Source organism: Streptomyces sp. NK15101 (genome assembly GCF_020400725.1).
Lineage (GTDB): Bacteria > Actinomycetota > Actinomycetes > Streptomycetales > Streptomycetaceae > Streptomyces.
The window spans coordinates 137,864-154,137 of sequence record NZ_JAINVG010000008.1 but is presented as its reverse complement, the minus strand read 5'-3'; the positions used below and the strand labels follow the sequence as shown (position 1 = coordinate 154,137).

General features: G+C 73.3%; 12 protein-coding genes. All 12 read right to left on the bottom strand.

Annotation, left to right across the window (positions count from 1 at the left end; genetic code table 11):
* Positions 1–14: 14 nt before the first annotated feature.
* Positions 15–1,439, bottom strand: coding sequence for a PP2C family serine/threonine-protein phosphatase (locus K7G60_RS06955; protein WP_225799902.1), 1,425 nt, complete (start codon positions 1,437–1,439; stop codon positions 15–17).
* Positions 1,440–1,441: 2 nt separating this feature from the next.
* Positions 1,442–3,955 carry a tetratricopeptide repeat protein gene (locus tag K7G60_RS06950; RefSeq protein WP_374115600.1) on the bottom strand — a complete coding sequence of 838 codons (2,514 nt, stop codon included), beginning with the start codon at positions 3,953–3,955 and terminating at the stop codon, positions 1,442–1,444.
* Entirely contained in the window at positions 3,952–5,247 is a 1,296-nt protein-coding gene (locus K7G60_RS06945) for a hypothetical protein (RefSeq protein ID WP_225799901.1), read from the bottom strand. The genes K7G60_RS06950 and K7G60_RS06945 overlap by 4 nt, the downstream gene beginning before the upstream one ends.
* A gap of 56 nt (positions 5,248–5,303) precedes the next feature.
* The gene (locus K7G60_RS06940) at positions 5,304–6,335 is read right to left on the bottom strand and encodes a glutamate ABC transporter substrate-binding protein (protein ID WP_225799900.1); all 1,032 of its coding nucleotides are present in this window, start codon (positions 6,333–6,335) and stop codon (positions 5,304–5,306) included.
* An 11-nt stretch (positions 6,336–6,346) separates the two neighbouring features.
* A complete protein-coding gene (locus K7G60_RS06935; protein ID WP_225799899.1) occupies positions 6,347–7,774 on the bottom strand; it encodes a hypothetical protein in 1,428 nt (475 codons plus the stop codon).
* 292 nt (positions 7,775–8,066) lie between these two features.
* The gene (locus tag K7G60_RS06930; RefSeq protein ID WP_225799898.1) at positions 8,067–9,041 is read right to left on the bottom strand and encodes a BadF/BadG/BcrA/BcrD ATPase family protein; all 975 of its coding nucleotides are present in this window, start codon (positions 9,039–9,041) and stop codon (positions 8,067–8,069) included.
* A complete protein-coding gene (locus K7G60_RS06925; RefSeq protein ID WP_225799897.1) occupies positions 9,032–10,297 on the bottom strand; it encodes a 6-phospho-beta-glucosidase in 1,266 nt (421 codons plus the stop codon). Before K7G60_RS06925 ends, K7G60_RS06930 begins: the two co-directional genes overlap by 10 nt.
* Positions 10,298–10,300: 3 nt before the next feature.
* On the bottom strand, positions 10,301–11,185 hold the full coding sequence (locus K7G60_RS06920) for a carbohydrate ABC transporter permease (protein ID WP_225799896.1): 885 nt from the start codon (positions 11,183–11,185) through the stop codon (positions 10,301–10,303).
* 3 nt (positions 11,186–11,188) lie between these two features.
* Complete coding sequence (locus K7G60_RS06915; RefSeq protein ID WP_225799923.1) at positions 11,189–12,172, bottom strand: carbohydrate ABC transporter permease; 984 nt, start codon at positions 12,170–12,172, stop codon at positions 11,189–11,191.
* Between the two features lie 31 nt (positions 12,173–12,203).
* A complete protein-coding gene (locus tag K7G60_RS06910) occupies positions 12,204–13,550 on the bottom strand; it encodes an ABC transporter substrate-binding protein (RefSeq protein ID WP_225799895.1) in 1,347 nt (448 codons plus the stop codon).
* A 62-nt stretch (positions 13,551–13,612) separates the two neighbouring features.
* Entirely contained in the window at positions 13,613–14,827 is a 1,215-nt protein-coding gene (locus tag K7G60_RS06905; protein ID WP_225799894.1) for an ROK family transcriptional regulator, read from the bottom strand.
* Positions 14,828–15,008: 181 nt separating this feature from the next.
* Positions 15,009–16,067 (bottom strand): mechanosensitive ion channel family protein, encoded by a 1,059-nt coding sequence (locus K7G60_RS06900; RefSeq protein WP_374115599.1) that lies wholly within the window; start codon positions 16,065–16,067, stop codon positions 15,009–15,011.
* Between the last annotated feature and the right edge of the window lie 207 nt (positions 16,068–16,274).

Below are 16,274 nucleotides of genomic sequence, written 5' to 3'. Positions count from 1 at the left end.
ATCGGCGACCGCTCTCAGGCGGATGCCGCCCCTGTGCCGACGGCGGTGAACGGGACGAGCGCGACCGTGATGTTGTCGTGGCCCCCGCCGTCCAGGGCGTGGCCGACGAGGACCTGCGCGGCGCCCAGCGGGCGCTCCGCGGCGTCCGCCGGGACGACCCTGGCCATGTCCTCAGCGGCCTCCGCGTAGTTCCACAGTCCGTCCGTGCAGACCACCACCACGCCGGAACGATCCGGCTTGAACGCGGCGGTGTGCGGGTCCAGTTCGTACGAGTCGGCGCCGAGCCAGCCGGTGATCGCGTGGGCGCGCTCGTCCGCGTACGCCTCGGCCTCGTTCATCAGGCCCGCCGCGACCATCTGCGCGGCCCACGAGTCGTCCTCGGTGAGCCGGGCGGGCGGGGTGCTGCGGTCGTCCGGCACCCAGTAGGCCCGGCTGTCGCCGACCCAGCCCACGACGAGCAGGCCGGCGGCGACGACGGAGCCGACGATGGTGCAGGCCGGGGCGTTGCGGTGGCGGTGCGGATCGTGCTCCGCGCCGTCCTGGCCGGGCTCCTCCGCAAGGGAGTTGACGGCCTCGGCGGCGGCCACGATCGCCTCGTGCATCGCCTGCTGCGGGTGCGTGCCCCGGGGCAGCGCGGCGAGCAGCGAGGCGCCGGCCGCCTCGGCGGCGGCGGCGGAGGCCTCGTCGGGGCGGGTCGCCGACGAGACGCCGTCGCAGACGATCGCGAGGGTGGCGGGGGAGCCGTCGGGCAGGGTGGTCGACGAGACGGCGAAGGCGTCCTCGTTGCGGTGGTGGCGCAGCCCGCGGTCGCTGACGGCGGCGACGCCGGCGAGCTCCCGCTCCATGTGGTCGCGCTCGCGCGGCTGGGCGTGCCCGCAGTTCTCGCAGTACCCGTCGGTGTCCACCCGCCCGGCCCGGCAGGCCACGCAGATCGCGGCGGCGGGGGCGGCGGGGGCGGGGGGAGCGGCGGGGGCCGGAGCGGCGGCGGGCGCCGCGGCGGCCGGGGCCGGCTCCGCCCGCACGGCGGCACGGGGGTCGGGCGCGGCCAGCTCGAAGTCTCCGTCGGGCGTGGGGGATCCGACGGAACGGGGCGCGGCCGCCGGGGCCCCGCCGTGCGCCACGGCGCCGCTCTCCGCGGGGGCCGGTCCGTCCGTGCGGACCTCCATCGTGGGGAGGTCGCGGCCGCCGGAGTCGGTGCCCGGCAGGTCGCCCGGGTGCTGGGTCATGGTCGACAGCGAACCGGGGTCGCGCGGCGGGGCGTCCGGCCAGTTCACGGGGGTGCCGATCGCCACGGTCGGGCGGTCGGGCCCGGTCTCGGCGGACGGCACGGCCGACAGGTCGTAGCCGCACGCCCCGCAGAACCGGTCACCCGAATCCAGCGGCTCCGCGCAGCCCGGGCAGGCGGCGAGTCCGTGCGACGGCTTCGGCTTCTGGGACATCCTCACACCCACGTCCTGGGGCGGAAGCGGTTGGCCCGCTCCACCAGTTCGATCCTCTCCTCGCCCCGCTGGGCGAGCCGGGCCAGCACCCGGTACGAGCGTTCGAGGCCGAAGCGCAGTCCGCGCTCGTCCAGTTCACTTCCGAGCAGCAGCGCGCCGCCGCCCGGTGACGCACCGGGACTTCCGGAGAGTACCCAGTCGAGGGCCGTCCCGAGGACCTCCGTCGACAAGCGCTCCCGGCGCACCGCGTCCAGACCGAAGCCCTGGAGCGCGGAGACCTGCGCCGCGGCCGCCGTCAGATCGGCGCCGAGCGGATCGTGTGCCGGGCGCCGCCGCAGCCGCGCCCGCACGGCCGCGACCCGCGCCGCCGTGTAGTGGATCGACGACTCCGGTACGGATTCCAGGGCCTGTACGGCTCCGGTGCGGTCGCCTGCCGCGAGCCGCACCCGGGCGAGTCCGAAGGCCGCGCTGACGAAGCCGGGGTCCGTGACCCACACCAGGCGGTAGTACTCGGCGGCGTTGTCCAGCTGGCCGAGGACCTCGGCGCAGATCCCGAGGGCCAGCTTCGGCGCCGGCTCGCCGGGGAAGGCGTCGTAGACCGCGTCGAAGGCCAGTGCCGCGTGCTCGTGGTCGCCGGTCACCAGGGAGGCGACGCCCCGGTACCAGACGACCCGCCAGTCGTCCGGGTCCCGCTCCTCCAGGCCGGCGAGGGTCCGCGCGGCGGCGGACAGGTCGCCCAGCTCCAGCTGGGCCCGCAGGGTGCGCAGCCGCAGCTCGACGGAGGGGACGGGCGCGCCCTGGAGCGCCCCGAGCAGCTCGCCGGGGGCGGCGGCCGCGAGACCGGCGAGGAAACCGGCGTTGGGGTCGCCCGTGTCGACGCGCGGCACGGGCAGCGCGAGCGCGGTGGCGGGCGCGTCGAGCGGCGCGAGGAGCCGGCCGAGCCCGTGACCGTCAGGGAACGCCGGCACCACCGGCGCCTGCTTCCGGCGGTCGTACCGCGCGCCGAGCAGCGACACGTCCTCGGTCGACTCGGCGAACAACTCGGTGTCCGTGACCCGCACCTCCGTGCCGAACAGCGTCGAGAGCGCCGGCCGCGGCCGGCCCGACTGGAGCGCCACGACCTCGCGCAGCACGCCCGTCAGCTGCTCCGCCATCTCCTGCGCGGAGGCGAACCGGCGGGCCGGGTCCGGGTCGGTGGCGCGGACCAGGAAGCGGTAGTACGACTCGTACGTCCGGAAGACCTCGATGTGCTCCGGGTCGGGCAGCGAGTCCACGAAGACGTTCGTGTAGCCCTGGAAGTCGAAGGTCATCACGGCGAGCGTGCGCGCCACCGTGTACAGGTCGCTCGCCACCGACGGACCGACCTCGGCCACCTCCGGCGCCTGGTAGCCGACCGTGCCGTAGATCGCCGACTCGTCGTCGTCCATCCGCCGGACGGCGCCCATGTCGATGAGCTTCAGCTGGTCCTCGGACTGGATGGCGTTGTCGACCTTGAAGTCGCAGTACAGCAGGTTCCTGCTGTGCAGGTGGCCGAGCGCCTCCAGGGCCTCGATCCCGTACGCGCAGGCCTGCTCCACCGGCAGCGGATCGCGCCGTCCGTCGGGGGTGCGCCGGTCGTTGGCGATCTCCTTGAGCGACTTGCCGCCGACGTACTCCATGACGATGTAGCCGTCCATGGAGCCGGTGCGCTGGTCGAGGTGCTCGACGAAGTTGTAGATGCGGACGATGTTGGAGTGCTCGATCTCGGCGAGGAAGCGCCGCTCGGAGATCGCCGCGGCCATGGCGTCCTGGTCGCCGGTGTCGAGCAGGCCCTTGAGGACCACCCACCGGTCGGAGACGGCCCGGTCGACGGCGAGGTAGATCCAGCCGAGCCCGCCGTGCGCGAGGCAGCCCGCGACCTCGTACTGGCCGTGGACGATGTCGCCGGCGCGCAGCTTCGGCACGAAGGAGTACGGGTGGCCGCACTTGGTGCAGAAGCCCTCCGTGCGGCCCGGCCGGTCGCCCCGCGCGCGGCCCACCGGGGCCCCGCAGTCCGAACGGGAGCAGAAACGCTTCCGCTCGGGGACCTCGGCGTTCTCCATGACCGCCGCCCGCGGGTCGGGGCGCGGCACCTCGGGGATCGTCACCAGGCCCGCGCCCAGCCGGTTCCGGGCGGACTGCCCGGTCGACGAGCCCGAGCTGCGCACCGACACCGAGCGGCCCGTGGAGACGCCGGAGGCCCCGGAGAGCGAGCGCGAGAGCCGGCCGGAGACCGACCGGCGCGAGGTCGAGGACCGGGACGAGGCGCGCGAGGAGGCCCGCGAACCGCTCCGGGAGGAGCCGGAGTCCGGCCCGCCGACGGCCGAGGACCTCCCGGGCACGGCCATCCCGGTCGGCGTCGACCCGATCAGGCCCCCGGGCGCGACGACCGGGGCGAGCCCGCAGGTGTCGCAGTACAGCTCGCCGCCTCCCATGTCCTCGTACGAGCCCTCGCACGAAGGACGCTGGCAGCTCCCCACGCCCGTCTCCCCGCTCACCACTGTCGTCCTCCCGCGTCTCCCGCGTCCCTCGTGTCCCTCGGCCCGGACAGCACGTCCGCCGCCGCCTGCTGGTAGCGCAGCACCGCCTGCTCCGCGACCCGCAGATCGCAGGGCGCGCTCCACAGCATCCGGCGCGCCGCGTCGTACCGCTCGACGAGCAGCGGGTCCTCCGCCGCGCCGAGCCGCGCCACCTTCGCCTTGTACGCGTCGAGCCGGCCGCGCAGCTCGGCCCGGACCGCCAGCGGCGCGGTGACCGCCGTCAACGACTCGCGGGCCCGCAGCAGTTCGTCCTCCGCCTCCCGCTCCAGGGACTCCAGGAGCGGGGAGAGCCGGTGCCACTGGGCGCGTCGGCGGTACTCGGCGGCGGTCGCCAGCCGCTCCTGCAGCACGATCGGCGGCCCGCTCACGGCCGGCACCTCGGAGGCGGCGATCTTCGCGAGGACCTCGCCGCGCGCCGACCGCGCCTCGGCGAGCGTCCGGTCCGCCCGCGAGAGCACGTCCCGCAGCCGGAGCAGCCGCTCCTCGGAGTCCTGCCGGACCGCGAGGACCGCCTCGATCTCGCGCCGGACGTCCTCCAGGGCCAGGGCGGCCCGGTCGTACCGCTCGGTGTCGGGCCGTCCGCCGCCCGGCGCCGAACTCCCCGCCGCCGGCCGCCAGAACGCCAGCGGGTCGGTCACGACCTGCGAGCGCAGCGCGGTCAGCTCGGCCGTGATCGCCTCCAGCTCGTCCCCCGCCGGATGCTCCCCGGGCCGCACGCCGACCGAGTGCGCCAGCGAACGCGTCCGGCCCAGCTCGGCCGCGAGCAGGTCTATCCGGGCGGGCAGCGCCGACCAGACGGCGTCGGCGGTGACGACCAGGTCGAGCGAGGAGGCGTACAGCTCGTTCATCCGCCGGACCAGACCCTCCAGGCTGAACCGCTCGGTGAGCAGGGCTCCCTCGGCGGCCCCGCCCGGGACGACCACGCTGTCGCCGCGCAGCCGGTCGGTCAGCTCCACGAGCTCCTCCCGGCCGGGCCAGCGGCGCCGCGCCCGCACCTCACGGGCGTCCCGCAGGGCGCCGGTGTACACGTCGAAGCAGGTCCAGAGCAGGGTGATGGTCCGCTCGGCGGCCGCCCACCGGTCCCGGGTCGTGCCGGTCAGCTCCGCCCCTTCGAGCAGCCTGCGGCCCGCGTGGTCCTGGAGCGCGAGGAGCGAGTCCTCGATCGCCTTGTGCTCGGCGCCGAGCCGCGCCAGCGCACGGTCCACCTCGTCCCGGTCCATCACCGGCCCGGGGGGTCCCGTGACGCCCATCGGTCACCTCTTCCGCTTCGTGTACAGGGTTGCTCGTCGGGGCGCGGACAGGGCCGCTACTTGTACAACGGAGCGGGCGGCCCCGGTATCCCGGGGAGGTCCTTCTCCAGCCACTCCCGGTACGCCGCCTGCCAGGGCCCCTGCCGGTAGCCCACCAGGACCTGGTTGACCCGGCGCACCAGGTCGTCGTTGCCCAGCTTGGCCGCCACCCCGTAGTACTCCTTCGTGAACGGCCGGCCCTTCAGCTCGACCGCGGGGTCCTGCGCGGCCTGGCCGGCCGCGAGGGCGTTGTCGGTGACGACGGCGTCGACCTCGCCCATCTGGAGCCGGGCCAGGCAGTCCAGCTGGTTGGGGACGGTCAGCAGGTCCTTGTCGTCCTTGGTGCCGTCGGCCTCGTCCTTGAAGACCGCGCCGAAGGAGTTCTCCGCCAGGGCGTCGTAGGCCGTGGAGCCCTCGGCGGTGCAGATCCGCTTGCCGCGCAGCGAGGAGTCGTAGCCGGTGATGCCCTTGTCGAGCTTGGGCGCCAGCACCTGCTGTCCGGCCTGGAAGTAGGCGGTGGAGAAGGCGACCTGCTCGATCCGCTTGCAGTTGATCGTCATGGTGCGCACGACGAGGTCGACCTTGCCGCTGTTCAGCGCGGCGATCCGCTGGTTGGTCGGGATCGTGCGGAAGACGATCGCCTCCGGGTCGCCGAGGAGGTCCTTGGCGATGGCCCGGGCCAGGTCGATGTCGAAGCCCTCCAGGACGCCCTTCTCCGGGTTCCGGTAGCCCCAGCGGTAGCTGGACTGGTCGACGCCGACGATCAGCTTCCCGCGGTCCTTGATCGCCCGGACCGACGGGCCGTCCGCCGACGAGGGCGTGAGGGAGGCCTCGGGGTGCTCGCAGGTGTCGGCCTTGACCTGGACGCCGGTGCCCACCCCGGGGCCGGACGTCCGGGGCGCGGCCGCCGCGTCGCTCCCGCCGTGCGCGAGGGGCAGCAGGGTCAGCGAGGCGGTGAGCCCGCAGGCCACGGCCATGGCGGCCACTCCGCCCCAGCCCCGCAGCCGCCTGGCGGCCCGCCGCACCAGCGGGTCCGTGCCGTTCGGCATCCCGCCCCCTCTCACCGGTACTCCGACAGTCTGCGGTTGATGCCGAGGACGGCGCCCGCCGCCCCCAGGATCCCGAGGGCCGCCGCGCCGAGGGGAAGCGCGGTCAGCGCGTCCCTGGCGTCCCCGGCGGAGCGGGTGAACTGGGTCTGTTCGTGCGCGAGGGCCCGCTCCAGGGCCGCGTCGACCTGGTCGAAGGACCGGCCGGTGGAGCCCTCGGAGCCGACGACCCGGACGAGGGCGCCCTCGTAGTCGCCGGCCTCGTCCTTCGCGCGGGCGTCCTTGTGGCGCTCGCGCCAGTCGGCCGCGCGCGCGGCGGAGTCGTCCACCGGGCCGCGCCCGGCGTCGTCGTCGGCGAGCTCGCGCGCCGCGGCGAGCGCCGTCGTCAGGGCGCTCATGCTCGCCGTGTAGTCCGCCTCGTACTTGTCGTTCCTGCCGTCCTCGGTGAGGACGGCGCCCCGGGCGACCAGGGTCAGGTTCTCGTTGGCGCGGGCGGTGAGGGAGCTGATCCGGGCCGTGTTGAGGACCTGGAGGGACTCCTGTCCGTGCGCCCGCGCGCTGTCCAGCCCGGTCCGCGTCACGGTGTGCGCGGCGAGGAGCCACAGCAGGACGGCCGCGGTGGCGGCGGTGGCGGCGAGCAGCCCGTGGTTGAAGACCCGGTTGGTGCGGGCGTAGTTGCGGCGCTGGGCCCAGAGGAGGACGCCGAGCGCGAGCAGGCCGAGCGCGAGCGACAGGAAGGGCCGGGCGCGGGCCGAGTCGTCGTCCCGGTGCAGCCGCTCCGTCTCCGCCGCGTACAGCCGCTCGGCGGCCGGCAGCAGCGCGCTGGTCATCTGCTGGTTGGCGTACCGCAGATAGGCGCCGCCGAGCGGCAGGCCCTGCCGGTTGGCGGCCCGGGCGCGCTCGATCAGGCCCGTGTAGCGGGGGAGCTGCTCGTTGAGGGTGGCGATCTCGCGGGCCGACGCGGACGAACCGTCCGTGTTCGCCGCGGCCTTGACGAGCAGCCGGGAGGCGGTGGTGATGTCCCGGGTGTAGCGCGCGCGGGACTCCGCGGGCTCCAGGGTGCCGGCCAGGAAGCCGGCGGCGGCGGTGGTGTCGGCGTCGGCGAGGGAGCGGTAGATGGCGGCCGCGTCGGCGCTCAGGGGCTGGCTGCGGCTGACGACGTCGTCGGCGGCGGAGGCCCGGTCGGTGACCTCCAGGGCGGTGACGGCCCCGAACGCCACGACGAGCAGCGCCAGTACGGCCCCGAGGATCTGGAGGCGGCCGGGCTCGGTGGTCGCGGCCTCCCGCAGCCGCTCCCGGCCCACGGCCCAGGCGCCGCGCCCCGCGGGCGGGGCGGCGGCGGGCGCGGGCGACGGCTGCGAGGGCAGGCCGCCCGGGCGCACGGGCGCCTGGGCCGTGCCCCGCGCCGCCGAGGCGGCGGGCGCGTTCGGCGGGTGTGTCACTTGACCTCCCCCTCGGTCGCTGACGTCGGCCCCTCCGGCCGGCCCGGTGACTCCGGTTCCGGTGGTGGACCACCCGGCCAGCAGTATGGCCTCAGGGGGCCGTCCGCACACCGGGATTGACTGGATCTTGTGCCTATCGTGCCCCATGCCTCCCACGCATCAGCGGGCGAACCCCTCACTCTGAATACGTCATCCCGCCGGAATCGGTTCCATATCGGCCATCACTCGAACAGGTGAACATGCGTGCGGGGCGCCCCGTCGCACACGACGAGACGCCCCGCACCCCCCGCGCTCAGCCCTCGTACCGCTCCCGCAGCCGGGCCTTCGCCTCCGGGCCCGCCGCCACCGCGTCCAGGGCGAGCAGCCCCGCGCCGAGCACCGGCGGCGCGGTCACGAAGCCGATCACGGCCTTCGGCGCCCGCGCCGCCAGGAGTTCGCGGATCCGCCCCTCCAGCCGGGGGTGGCGGGCGGCGAGCACGCTGCCGCCCAGCATCACCGGGGCCTCCTCGCGGTCGAGGCCGAGCCGGCGGAGCGCGACCGCGGCCATGGCGACGACCTCGTCGGCGAGCCGGTCCACGAGCGACTCCGCCACCGGATCGCCCTGCGCCGCGACGCGGAAGAGCACCGGCGTCAGTTCGAGCCGCCGTCCCATCGGGATCCGGCCCAGGTGCAGCGCCTCGATCAGCGCGGACATCGAGTCCAGGCCGAAGTGCGCGGGCAGCGTGCGGGCGAGGGCGGTGGGCAGGCCCCGCCCGTCCTCGGCGCGCGCCGCGAACCACAGGGCCTCGTCGGCGAGTCCGCCGCCCCCGCCCCAGTCCCCGGAGATCTTCCCGATCGCCGGGAAGCGCGCGGTCCGCCCGTCCGGAGTCATCCCCACGCAGTTGATCCCCGCCCCGCACACCACGGCCACGCCCCGCGGCTCGTCGACCCCGGCCCGCAGGATGGCGAAGGTGTCGTTGTGGACCCGTACGGACCGGCTCAGGCCCCGGCCGAGCAGCTCGGCCCGGAGCGCGGCCTCCTCCACGGGCAGGTCGGCGTTGGCGAGACAGGCCGCGACGTGCGCGAACTCCGCCGGGACCCCTGCCTCGGCGCAGGCCCGCCCGACGATCTCCACGAGCCCGTCGACCGCCTCCCCCACCCCCACCACGGGGGGCTGGAACCCGCCGCCGCGCGCCGCCCCCAGGACGGTCCCGCCCAGGGAGACCACCGCGACGTCGGTCTTGCTGTTCCCCGCGTCGATCGCGAGGAGCGCTCCGTTCACGCCCACGCGAGGTGCTCCCGGTTGTGCGCGATCAGCCGGTCGGTGAGCCCGTCGGCGTACGCGTACTGCCCCACCAGCGGGTGCGCGAGCAGCGCCTTGAAGACCCGGTTCCGGCCGCCGTGCAGCGCCGCCTCCAGGGCCAGGTCCTCGTAGGCCGTCACGTTCGCGATCAGACCGGCGTACAGCGGGTCCACCGGCGCGACCGGCAGCGGCGTGGCGCCGTGCGGGCCGACCGCCGCCTGCGTCTCGATCACGGCGTCGTCCGGCAGGAACGGCAGCGTGCCGCCGTTGTACGTGTTCACCACCTGGTACGGCGAACCCCCGCCGCCCAGGAGGGAGGCCGCCAGGTCCACGGCCGCCTCCGAGTAGAAGGCGCCGCCCCGCTTGGCGAGCAGCGCCGGCTTCTCGTCGAGCGCCGGGTCCCCGTACATCTCCAGGAGCTCCCGCTCCATCGCCGCGACCTCGGCGGCCCGCGAGGGCTTGGTGCCCAGCTCCCGCACCACCTCGTCGTGCGCGTAGAAGTACCGCAGGTAGTACGAGGGGACGACGCCGAGCCGGTCCAGGACCGGGCGCGGCAGACGGAGGTCCTCGGCGATCGCGTCGCCGTGTCCGGCGAGCAGCCGGGGCAGCACGTCCTCGCCCTCGGGGCCCCCGAGCCGCACCGCCCGCTCCCAGGTCAGGTGGTTGAGCCCGACGTGGTCGAGGTGCACCTCGGACGGGGTCACGCCGAGGAGCTTCGCGAACTTCCGCTGGAAGCCGATGGCCACGTTGCACAGACCGACGGCCTTGTGCCCGGCCCGGAGCAGCGCGCGCGTGACGATGCCGACGGGGTTGGTGAAGTCGATGATCCAGGCGTCCGGGTTGGCGCGCCGGACCCGTTCGGCGATGTCCAGGACGACCGGGACCGTGCGCAGCGCCTTGGCGAGGCCGCCGGCGCCGGTGGTCTCCTGGCCGACGCAGCCGCACTCCAGCGGCCAGGTCTCGTCCTGCTCGCGGGCGGCCTGTCCGCCGACCCGCAGCTGGAGCAGGACGGCGTCGGCGCCCTCGACCCCGGCGTCGAGGTCGCCCGTGGTGACGACCTTGCCGTCGTGGTCCTGCTTGGCGAAGATCCGCCGGGCCAGGCCGCCGACGAGCTCCAGGCGTTCGGCGGCGGGGTCGACGAGGGCGAGTTCGGTGATGGGCAGGGTGTCGCGCAGGCGCGCGAATCCGTCGATCAGTTCGGGGGTGTAGGTGGAACCGCCCCCCACGACAGCGAGCTTCATGTGTCAGCCCTTCACTCCGGTCAGTGTGACTCCCTCGACGAACGCCTTCTGCGCGAAGAAGAACACGAGGATCACGGGGGCCATGACCAGGACGGTCGCGGCCATGGTCAGATTCCAGTCGGTGTGGTGTGCGCCCTTGAAGGACTCCAGGCCGTAACTGAGCGTCCAGGCGGCCGCGTTCTCGGAGGCGTAGATCTGCGGCCCGAAGTAGTCGTTCCAGCAGTAGAAGAACTGGAAGAGGGCCACGGCGGCGATGCCGGGCTTCGCCATCGGGAGCACGACCCTCAGGAGGGTGCGGAATTCGCCGCAGCCGTCGATCTTCGCCGCCTCGACGTACTCGTTCGGGATGGTCAGCAGGAACTGGCGCAGCAGGAAGACGGCGAAGGCGTCGCCGAACGCCATCGGGACGATCAGCGGCCACAGCGTGCCGGAGAGGTCCATCTGCTTCGCCCAGAACAGGTACATGGGGATGATCACGACCTGCGGCGGCAGCATCATCATCGAGATGACGAGCAGCAGCGACAGGTGCCGGCCCCGGAAGCGGAACTTCGCGAGCGCGTACGCCACGGGGATCGACGACACCACGACGAGGGCGGTGCCGAGCCCCGCGTACAGCAGGGAGTTCCTCCACCAGGTGAGGAAGCCCGGCGTCTCGAAGACCTTGACGTAGTTGTCCCAGTGCCAGGAGTTCGGCGTCAGGTCCCGGGTGAGCGCCTGCTCGTCGCTCATCAGGGACGTCAGGAACACGAAGACGAACGGGAGCACGAAGAACAGGGCGGCGGCGATGCCGAGCGAGTGCACGGCGATCCAGTGCAGCAGCGACCTGCGGCGGGCGGTCCGCTCGGCGGCGGTGGGGCCGGCGGCCACGGTGGGGGAGAGCGTCGTCATGGTTCAGTCACCCGAGCCGATCAGGCCGCCGCGCCGGCGCATCAGCAGCGCGGTGAAGGCCATGGAGAAGGCGAAGAGCACGAGCGCCACCACGCAGGCCGCGCCGTAGTTGAACTGGCTGAAGCCGAGGCTGTAGACCAGCTGCGGGAGGGTCAGGGTGGAGTCGTCCGGGTAGCCGGGCTGGAAGGTCACGCCGGAGCCGCCCATCACGCCCGAGGCGACCTTGGAGGCCACGATCGGCTGCGTGTAGTACTGCATCGCGCCGATGACCCCGGTCACGACCGCGAAGAGCACGATCGGGGAGATGTTCGGCAGCGTGATGTACCGGAAGCGCTGCCACGGGGACGCGCCGTCCAGCTCGGCGGCCTCGTACTGCTCCTTCGGCACGTCGAGCAGGGCGGCCATGAAGATGACCATGAGGTCGCCGACGCCCCACACGGCGAGGACCGTCAGGGCCGGCTTGGCCCAGTCCGCGTCGTTGAACCAGGAGGGGGCGGGGATGCCGACCGCCTCCAGGAGCGAGTTGACCGGCCCGGTGCCGGGGTTGAGCAGGAAGACGAAGGCCAGCGTGGCCGCCACCGGCGGGGCCAGGTACGGCAGGTAGAAGAGGGTGCGGAAGACTCCGGCGCCCGTCTTGATCTTGGTGATCAGCAGGCCGATGCCGAGGCCGAAGAGCACCCGGCAGGAGACCATCACGACGGCCAGCCACAGGGTGTTCTGCATCGCCGGCCAGAACTTCGGCATGTCGGAGAGGACGTACGTCCAGTTCTCCAGGCCCCGCCAGGACGGCGGGTTGAGGCCGTCGTACCGCATGAACGAGAAGTACAGGGTGGAGATCAGCGGATAGGCGAAGAAGAAGCCGAATCCGATCAGCCAGGGCGACATGAACAACGCGGTGCGCAGCGCGTTGCGCCGGCGCTTCGACCGCAGGGTGTTCCGCCCCTCCGGGGAGGCGGCGACGGGGGCCGCCGCCTCCTTCGCGGGCATGGTGTCCGTGCTCATGGGTGGGGTCCGGCCGTCACTTCGCCGCGGCGATGTCGCGGTCGATCTGGGCGGCGGTCTCCTCGAGACCCTTCTTCAGGTCGGTGACGGCGCCCTTCTCGTACTTGTTCGCGAAGTTCTGGAGGGTCTCCTGGTAGGCGGAGCCGTTCACGGCGCCGTCCGAGGTGGTGGACCCGGGATGCCGGGCGATGTCCAGGAAGGTCTTGAAGCGCTCGTCGAACTTCAGGTCCGGGGACTTCAGGGCCTCGAAGGTGGAGGGCACGTTCCCGATGGCGTTGGCGAAGCCCACCACGGCGTCGGTGTCCGTGGTCATGTACTTGACCAGCTCCCAGGCCGCGTTCTGCTTCTTGCTCTGCGGTGCGATGCCCATGATCGTGCCGGAGAGGTAGCCCTTGCCGTACTCGGAGATCTCGTCGTCCGCGACGGGCAGCGGCGCGACGCCGACCTCGAAGCCGACCTTGGCGTCCTTGATGAAGTTCAGCCGCCACTCGCCGTCCAGCTGCATGGCGACCTGGCCGGTCTGGAAGGGGTGCTTGGCGCCCCATTCGTCACCGAAGGTGGTGCGGTACCTGTCGAGCTTCTGGAAGCCGCCGAGGGCGTCGACCAGGGACTTCTGGTACGTCATCATCTCGGCGAACGCCGGGTCCTTGGCGACGTTCGACTTGCCGCTCGCGTCGAAGTACCCGCTGTGGCCCCACTGCGACATGTAGTGCGAGACGACGGTCTCGTAGCCGAGGTAGTTCGGCATGAAGCCGAGCCGCTCGTACGAGTCGCCCTTGGCCTTCGTCAGCTTCTTGGCGACCTCGGTGAACTGGGACCAGGTCTTCGGCGGGGCCTCGGGGTCGAGACCGGCCGCCTTGAACGCGTCCTTGTTGTAGTAGAGCCCGTACGCGTCGGAGAGCAGCGGCAGCGTGCAGCGCTTGCCCTCGAACTGGGTGTACTCCTGGAGGACCTTCGGGAAGGTCTTGTCCAGGTCCAGCTTCGACTTCGCTATGAAGGGCCCCAGGTCCGCGAGCGCGCCCGAGGCGCAGAACTTGCCGACGTTGGCGGTGGTGAACGAGGAGACGACGTCCGGCCCGTTCGAGCCACCCGCGCGCAGCGCCTGGCCGAGCTTGTCGTCGTTGATGTTGCCGACGACCTTCACCTTGATGTTCGGGTGGGCCTTCTCGAAGCGGGCGACGTTCTCCTCGATCGCCTTGACCTCGGAGGGTGCCGACCAGCCGTGCCAGAACGTGATCGTGGTCCGCGCGTTCGGGTCGTCGGTGGCCGCGTTGTCCGCGGACCCGGTACAGGCGGAGGCGAAGAGGGCGATCGAGGCGGTGGCGGCGAGCGCGGCGGCGGTTCTGCGCGGACGTACGGGCATGACGGAGTCTCCCTGTGGGGACGGGTTTCGGGCTTCGCGGAGTGCGGGGACGGGCGGGGCGGTCAGCGCGAGGTGTCGAAGACCTCGTCGCGTGTGGTGGCGAGGGCGCTTTCGAGGGCGCCGCGCAGCACGGGGCTCCGGCGCACGGCGGAGAGGACGAGCCGCGGCCGGGAAGGGGCGAGGTCGGCGAGTTCGGACTGCACGCGCGCGCGGAGGGGTTCGCCGCCGGGGACGAGGGCGTCTCCGGCGAGCACGATCAGTTCGGGGTCGAGGACGGTGACGAGGGAGGCGAGTCCGGTGGCGAGGCGTTCGGCGTAGCGGTCGAGCAGCTCCGCGTACCGGGGGTCGTCCTCGTGGGTCGCGGCGGCCCGGGACAGCAGCCCGGTCACCACCGGGACGAAGGGGTGGTCGGGCGTCTCGATCCCGGCGGCGCGGGCGAGCCGGGGCACGGCCTGGATGCCCGCGAGCTCCTGGAAGCCGCCGGAGTTGGCCTTGGTGACCTGCCGGACGAGCGGGGTGCCGGGCACCGGCAGGAAGCCGAGCTCGCCGGCGCCCCCGGTGAAGCCGCGGTGCAGCCGCCCGCCGAGGACGAGGGCCGCGCCGAGCCCGCCCTCGTTCCACAGCAGGGCGAAGTCGGTGTGGCCCCGGGCGGCGCCGAGGCGCTGCTCGGCGACGGCGACGAGGTTGACGTCGTTCTCGTACTCGAAGGGCATGGGGAGGGCGGCGGCCAGCTCCTCCAGGAGGGTGGGGGAGTGCCAGCCGGGCAGGTGGGAGGCGTACCGCAGGCGCCCGGTGGCCGGGTCGAAGGCGCCGGGGGTGCCGATGACCAGGCGCCGCACGTCCTCGCGGGCGATCCCGGCCGCCTCGACGGCCCCGGCGAGGGCGTCGGTGACCTGGCGGACGACGCCGGAGGCGGAGCGGCCGGGGGTGCGGAGCTCGTACTCGCCGACGATCTCGCCCGTGACGTCGGCGACGGCGGCGTGGACGCGGTGCTGGTCGACGTCGAGTCCGGCGGCGTACGCGGCCCGCGCGTTGACCGCGTAGAGCTGGGCGTTCGGTCCGGGCCGGCCCTCGGTGGTGCCGGTGGCGACGACGAGACCGGCCGCTTCGAGGCGGGCGAGCAGCTGGGAGGCGGTCGGCTTGGACAGGCCGGTGAGCTTGCCGATCCGGGTCCGCGAGAGGGGGCCGTGCTCCAGGAGCAGGTCCAGGGCGGCGCGGTCGTTCATGGCCCGCAGGACGCGCGGGGTGCCGGGGGTTCCCGGAGTCGTACCGGCCATGGGACTCGCACCTGCCCTCGTACGGTGGCTGCAGTACCCGCGGGGGCACTGTTAGGAAAGTTTCCTATTCGGTTGGGAGGAAGGTAAGGCGGCCGTCACGAGGGCGTCAATACCGGGAGCGCGAAACGCCCCCGAAGGCGGCCGAAGCGTTACCTGCGGGGGCGTACGGCCCGTGAAGGGGCTACTTGGAGAGGTCCTTCGGCAGCGGGGTCGCCGCCGCCGACTGCGGCGAGGTCGTCGAGGCGAACACCGACGGAGCCGCCATCCCGGCCGTCGGGTCGGCCGCCGTCTCCTCGGGCTGCGCCGGAACCCCGCCGACGATCCGGATCCCGGCCTCGTCCAGACCCCGCTTGATGCGCCAGCGCAGCTCGCGCTCCACGCCGAGCGACTTCCCCGGCATCGTCTTCGCCGAGACCCGGACCGTCATCGAGTCCAGCAGCACCTCGCTCAGACCGAGCACCTCCACAGGACCCCAGAGGCGCTCGTTCCAGGGCTCCTCCTTCGCCATGGCGTCGCCCGCCTCGGCGATCACGGCCCGCACCTTGTCCAGGTCCTCCGTCGGCCGGACGGTGACGTCCACGCCGGCCGTCGCCCAGCCCTGGCTGAGGTTCCCTATCCGCTTGATCTCGCCGTTGCGCACGTACCAGATCTCGCCGTCCGCCCCGCGCAGCTTGGTCACCCGCAGGCCCACCTCGACGACCTCGCCGGAGGCCACGCCCGCGTCGACCGAGTCGCCGACGCCGTACTGGTCCTCGAGGATCATGAAGACACCGGACAGGAAGTCCGTCACCAGGTTCCGCGCGCCGAAACCGATCGCCACGCCGGCCACACCCGCCGAGGCGAGCAGCGGCGCCAGGTCGATCTTGAAGGCGCCGAGGATCATCAGCCCGGCCGTGCCCAGGATCAGGAAGGACGCCACCGAGCGGAGCACCGACCCGATCGCCTCCGAGCGCTGCCGCCGCCGCTCGGTGTTGACCAGGAGGCCGCCGAGCGCCGTCCCCTCCACCGCCTGCGCCGAGCGGTTCATCCGCTCGATCAGCTTCGTCAGGGCCCGCCGCACGGCCATCCGGAGCAGCAGCGCGACCAGCAGGATCAGCAGGATGCGCAGTCCGGTGTTCAGCCAGGTGGACCAGTTCTCCTCCACCCAGCTCGCCGCGTTCGTGGCCTTCTGCGCGGCCTCGTCCAGGGTCACCGGCATCGGTTCGGGTTCGGTGGCAGCCGCCAGGGCGGACCAGGACACGGGACAACCTCCAGGCATCGCGTACGCAGGCCATCCACAGTAACGGGGCGTCGGACGTGGTCCCGTAGCCCTGTTCGAGGGAGAGACCGACCTCACCTGGGCACATACCGGGGAGAGATGCCGATGTGGTCGAGAACACCCCGGGGCCGCCACCCCGATACCGGTACGTGGTGGCGCCGCGACCAGGCATGAGGAGAGACTGAGAGC

What these genes read in the sequence shown, in the direction of transcription:
- K7G60_RS06955 (WP_225799902.1), bottom strand. Translation starts at nt 1,439, where the DNA reads ATGTCCCAGAAGCCGAAGCCGTCGCACGGACTCGCCGCCTGCCCGGGC.
- K7G60_RS06925 (WP_225799897.1), bottom strand. Translation starts at nt 10,297, where the DNA reads ATGAAGCTCGCTGTCGTGGGGGGCGGTTCCACCTACACCCCCGAACTG.
- K7G60_RS06920 (WP_225799896.1), bottom strand. Translation starts at nt 11,185, where the DNA reads ATGACGACGCTCTCCCCCACCGTGGCCGCCGGCCCCACCGCCGCCGAG.
- K7G60_RS06915 (WP_225799923.1), bottom strand. Translation starts at nt 12,172, where the DNA reads ATGCCCGCGAAGGAGGCGGCGGCCCCCGTCGCCGCCTCCCCGGAGGGG.
- K7G60_RS06910 (WP_225799895.1), bottom strand. Translation starts at nt 13,550, where the DNA reads ATGCCCGTACGTCCGCGCAGAACCGCCGCCGCGCTCGCCGCCACCGCC.
- K7G60_RS06905 (WP_225799894.1), bottom strand. Translation starts at nt 14,827, where the DNA reads ATGGCCGGTACGACTCCGGGAACCCCCGGCACCCCGCGCGTCCTGCGG.
- K7G60_RS06940 (WP_225799900.1), bottom strand. Translation starts at nt 6,335, where the DNA reads ATGCCGAACGGCACGGACCCGCTGGTGCGGCGGGCCGCCAGGCGGCTG.
- K7G60_RS06945 (WP_225799901.1), bottom strand. Translation starts at nt 5,247, where the DNA reads ATGGGCGTCACGGGACCCCCCGGGCCGGTGATGGACCGGGACGAGGTG.